This is a genomic window from Thomasclavelia saccharogumia DSM 17460 (genome assembly GCF_000686665.1).
Lineage (GTDB): Bacteria > Bacillota_I > Bacilli_A > Erysipelotrichales > Coprobacillaceae > Thomasclavelia > Thomasclavelia saccharogumia.
Genome location: NZ_JMLH01000110.1, coordinates 1 through 4,974 on the forward strand (window position 1 = coordinate 1; position 4,974 = coordinate 4,974).

The 4,974-nt window shown below is 32.5% G+C and carries 1 protein-coding gene and 1 pseudogene; one reads left to right on the forward strand and one right to left on the reverse strand.

The features are described 5' to 3' along the window. Positions 1-4,486 (reverse strand): discoidin domain-containing protein (locus BR82_RS16095; RefSeq protein ID WP_051592858.1); only part of this gene is annotated, 4,486 nt, incomplete at its 3' end. Between the two features lie 276 nt (positions 4,487-4,762). On the opposite strand from BR82_RS16095, the pseudogene BR82_RS0114275 reads away from it, so the two are divergent. Beyond that, positions 4,763-4,974: pseudogene (locus tag BR82_RS0114275) on the forward strand (helix-turn-helix domain-containing protein); the annotation flags it as partial.

A 4,974-nucleotide genomic window follows, 5' to 3' on the forward strand; every position in this document is an offset into this window, starting at 1 on the left:
AAACACTCTTATCTAAGCTGTCTAACTTATCATATTGTGTTTGTAATCTTGTCTTATCAGCTCTTAAGATTAAGTTTCCAATTGCTTCTGTTAAGTTATTTAACGCTTCTGTTACATCACTTTCTAATGCATTTTCATCATTCATGACTTCAGTTGCTGCTTCGATTGCTTCTTGCAATGCTGCCCATGAATCAGTTGTATAATTTTCTTCTTCATAACCATTTGCTTCTTCTAGTAAGGCTTCTAAGGCACTCTTATCACCTTTTACAAAGTCTAACATATGAATTGCATTAGCTAGACGATAGAATGATGCATCGATCGTTGTTTGATCAGCACTAGAATCAGCTAAAATGCTTTCAGCTTCAGCTAATGCAGCTTCAAATTCATTAACAACTGCTGGTACGACATTTTCTAATGCACCTTTAGTTTTTAAAGTATTTGCAGTATCGACAGCTATTTGTAATGCTGTTTTACTTATTTCTACCTCAGTATCGATTTCTACTAAATTATCAATTGCTGTACTCAATGTTTCAATTGCTGCAGCAATTTCTTCTTCTGTAGCATCTTCTTTATCAAGGATTTGATTAGCTAGCGTCAAGGCTTCACTATATACTTGCCAGCTTGCTTCAGTATAATATTCTTCTTCATAATTTTCTGTAGTATTAACTAGTTTTCTTAAATCAGCTTTATCATCAATTTGACGAACTGTAAATTCTGCTGCTGCTGCAAATTGTTGTGTCCCAACACCTGTTCCTGCTAAAGCAACAAATTTAACATAACGTGCATTTATAGCATCAAAAGTAATACTCTTCAATGTTGAATTAGCTGCTAAAGTTCCTTCAGAAACCTTTGTATATTCATCAGTTTCATTTTCTTTAACATATAACTCGTATTGTGTAATATGCCCATTACTTCCCGTTTGTCTTGGTAAATAATCAAATTGATTAATATTATATACTTTATTCATATCAATTTCTACAGTTGCTGGTAATGCTTGATATGGTGTGTAATTAGAATGCCAGAAAGTACTTGTATCATTATCAAAAGCTAATGAAACAGGTCCTTCTGATCCAGCAAGCGGATTTTGATTATCTGATGTTACAGTAAAGTTTTTACTATCGATTATCGTATAATCCTGACTAGCAGCACTTCCAGTAGATGAAACAACAAGGTTATCAATTACCCCTTTGAACGAACTCGTTTTACTTCCGATTCTTTCTAATGGTAAGATCATAGTCGCATATTTACCACCAGTTGCATTATTAGATAAAGTATCTACTAATATTCCATCAACATATAATTCTGCTTTATTTTGATATCCCTTAATTTCTAATTTTACCCAAGTATCTTTTGGTAAAGTATAATCAAACGAATAGTCATAACCAATTCTTGAGAATCCTACCTTACCAGTATCTTTTTGGGCCATCTTAATTGATCCCTTATCAGATTCAAATAAGATTTGTTCACCTTGAGCATCTGGATCCATTTTTACCCAGAAAGAAGCACTATTAGTTGGTCCCATATTATCAATCGGTGTTTCAATATAACTTTCATCACCGTTTAATTGTAATCCCTTAGAGAATTTACCAGTTACAGTAGCAACATTTTTCTTAGTAACAGCATTATAACTATTTCCAGATTTATCAGTAATATCTTCTTTATTAAAATCATAATTAATTACTGTATCACTAACAGATTTAACCTTATCAAATGGATTACTATTTGGTGCATCTTCTAATTTATCTGTCACTTGTACTAGTTCACTATAACTTAAGTCTTCACCATCACCCCATAACTTAGATGACATTGCAGGTAGAGCTGCCGCAAAACGATCATAAATATCATATTCACTCATACCATTAGCTCTTTTATCGATCATATCATTCCATACAGCATATGAAGACCCTAACATTTGCTCTGCTCCAGCAGGAATCGTTGTTCCACCCATAACATTAGGCTGCCAATTATTATATAAATTTTGACTATTTAAATAATCATAATAATATCCAGCTGCTGGCACCATATATAATGTTCCATCAACCATATTGATCAAATCATAACCTTCATTATACATCGTTGAAGGATTAGCCCAACCAGTATTCCAAATATTCATTTGTACATTTTCAGAACGTACTGCAGTAGATCCAGATTTTTGTGTCAAACTTCCCCATAAACGAACTGTTCTACCTTTACTTTGACCATATTCGATCATATCATCAGTATATTTACGGAATTGTTCATTAGACCCTTCAAATTCATCAGTACCAACATTAATGATTGTTTCATCATCAAATACTGGATCATCACCATCTAAATATTCATCCCAAATACTTTGAACAAATGGTAAAGTATCTGGATTGTTAATATCTAAGTGATCATTTTGACGACCATTATCACCAACTTTTAAATCTGGACGTACTTTAGTAAAGGCAAGTGAATGCGCTGGCGTATCAAATTCTGGCACAATATCAATTCCCATTTCTCTTGATTCTTTAATGAAAGCCCGGAATTCGTCTTTTGTATAGAACATATCAGTATTAGTTAAATCAGCTTGATTTAATCCACCATTACCACCTTTTTTAATATCTGACTCTAATCTAAATCCAGAATAAGCCTGCATTGGATCTTCACCAGCAGCAGTATATTCTTCTAAGAAGATATAATTATCATTTAAATGAACTTGAAAATCATTCATTTTATAATAAGCCATATTTTTAGTTATTTCTTTTAAGAAATCCAAAGAAAATGGCATTCTTCCAACATCAAGCATGAATCCTCGTAATTCATATTTTGGATAATCACGTGTTTGTCCTTGTGGAATAACGTTATTATTTTGTTTTAAGATCTGTAAAATAGATTGTGTTGACCAAAATGCGCCAACTTTATCAACTGCTTCTACTTTAACAGTATCGTCTATCGTCATTAAATATCCTTCTTCTTTTAATCCCACATCATCACTACCTAAAGTAAAGTAGAAATCATGCGCTGCTGGTGCATTACTATAAACAACTTCTATTTCTTTATCAGTTAGGTCTTGATAATCCGCTTTAAAAGTTTTAGCAAGATATGCTAGATCATCTTTATATTGAGGATTGATAACGATTTTTGAATTATCACTTATTTCAAAATTTCCTTCAGTACCTACCCATTCAGCAAGTTCTGGTACTACTTTTGGTTTAGCATTGATACTTTCTTGAGCAGTATGTTTACCAGGAATAGTTACCTCATAAGCGTTAGTAGTTTTTTCTTGATCACCTTTTTTGATTTTATAGTTTACACCAACGGTTGTATCAACGATTGGTTGATAAATTGTTAAATCACGATCTAAGATCTGCTCATAATCCGCTCCAACAAATTCAATTTCGAATCCATCAGGCACTTCAGGCAATGCCATTTTAGTATCTCCTTTAGCAATTGCTGGAACTACCAAATTAGCAATAACACTATCGATCGTTTGTTCTGGCTCAACATTTGTTTGTTGTTTAACTGCATAAGCCTCAAATTCATATAATGAAACTGTTGGCCAGCTTACTGTTTGATCTTCACGATCAGCTGCTGAATCAATAAAATCTGTAACTAATACTCTTAAATAACGAGCAGTTATTACATTATCAAAGTTAATAATATCATCAAACTCAGCTGGTGCACTAGTTAAAGTTTTCACATCTTCCCAATTAGTCCCATCATTAGAAGATTGGATTTTATAATTTGTTGCATTACAGCGTTCCCATTTTAAAGTTACCGAAGCAACATCTTTAGCACTACCAAAATCTAAACATACCCATTTATCATCATTATGATTAGCTGTACTAGCCCAGCGCGTAGTCATATTTTCATCATTAACTTTATCTGCAGTAAAATTACTTGTTTCATTTCCACTTGAAGTTGCTGTAGCATCTAACGCTAAATTTTCATATGTTTCTTCACCTAAGATTTCAAATTCATATAACGATACAGAAGCCCAGTTAATATCACCTCCATCGTAATTATCTACAGTTAATTTAACATATCGTGCTAAAACACTATTTTCTAAAGTAATTTCAGTCGTTAAACTTGGAATATTACTATCATCTGGTTTTGTATATACAGTAGTATAATTTTCAGCATCATTAGAAATAGCAATATTAAAACCTTTAATATTTGTTCTTTCCCATTCAATTTTGAATTCACTAAACGATTTTTCTGATCCCAAATCAACAGTTAAAATCTTTGGTGATGTCCCTTGATTAGTAGACCAGCGTGATTGATCTGGTTTACTATCATCACGATTTACGATCCCATCAATCGCCTTATCAGCACCCCAATAGCTCATTTCTGTGTCATTTGCAGTAGCCGTTCCCTCTAAAGCATGATTTACTTTAGTTATAATGCTGGCAGGAGCAATTGGATTATTGGCAAAAACCATCATCCCAGGTACTATTGTACTTATTGACATTGAAGCAGTCAGTGCTGATACCAAAACTTTCTTTTTAAAATTTCTTTGCATTCCTTTTCTCCTTTCAATAGTTACTAAAAAATAAAGACCAAATATCAAAGCACTAAAAAGTACCTCAATATTTGGTCTTGCCTACTCAAAGTAACAATCCATTCATATTATATATCTTATCATTTTTTATGTCAATATTTTTACTAATACTATAAAATAAAATCTGATTCAAATATGATAATGTCTTAATGTATCCAAGTTGATAATGTCTCAGCTAGCTGAGACATTATCAAAAAATTGTGTTATACTTTGACCTCATGGTTTGGAGGTCGTTTTATGAGAAAGGTTGAATTAAGAATGAATGAATTAAAAAAATATGAAATTATTAAAAAGCTGGTTGATACTGATGGCAATAAGAAAAGAGCTGCTATTAAAATTGGTTGTTCCATTAGAACTGTTAATAGACTTATCATCAAATACAAGAAGTTTGGTAAAGCTGGTTTTATTCACGGCAATCGTGGCAGAATCCCTTCTACTGCTATCCCTCT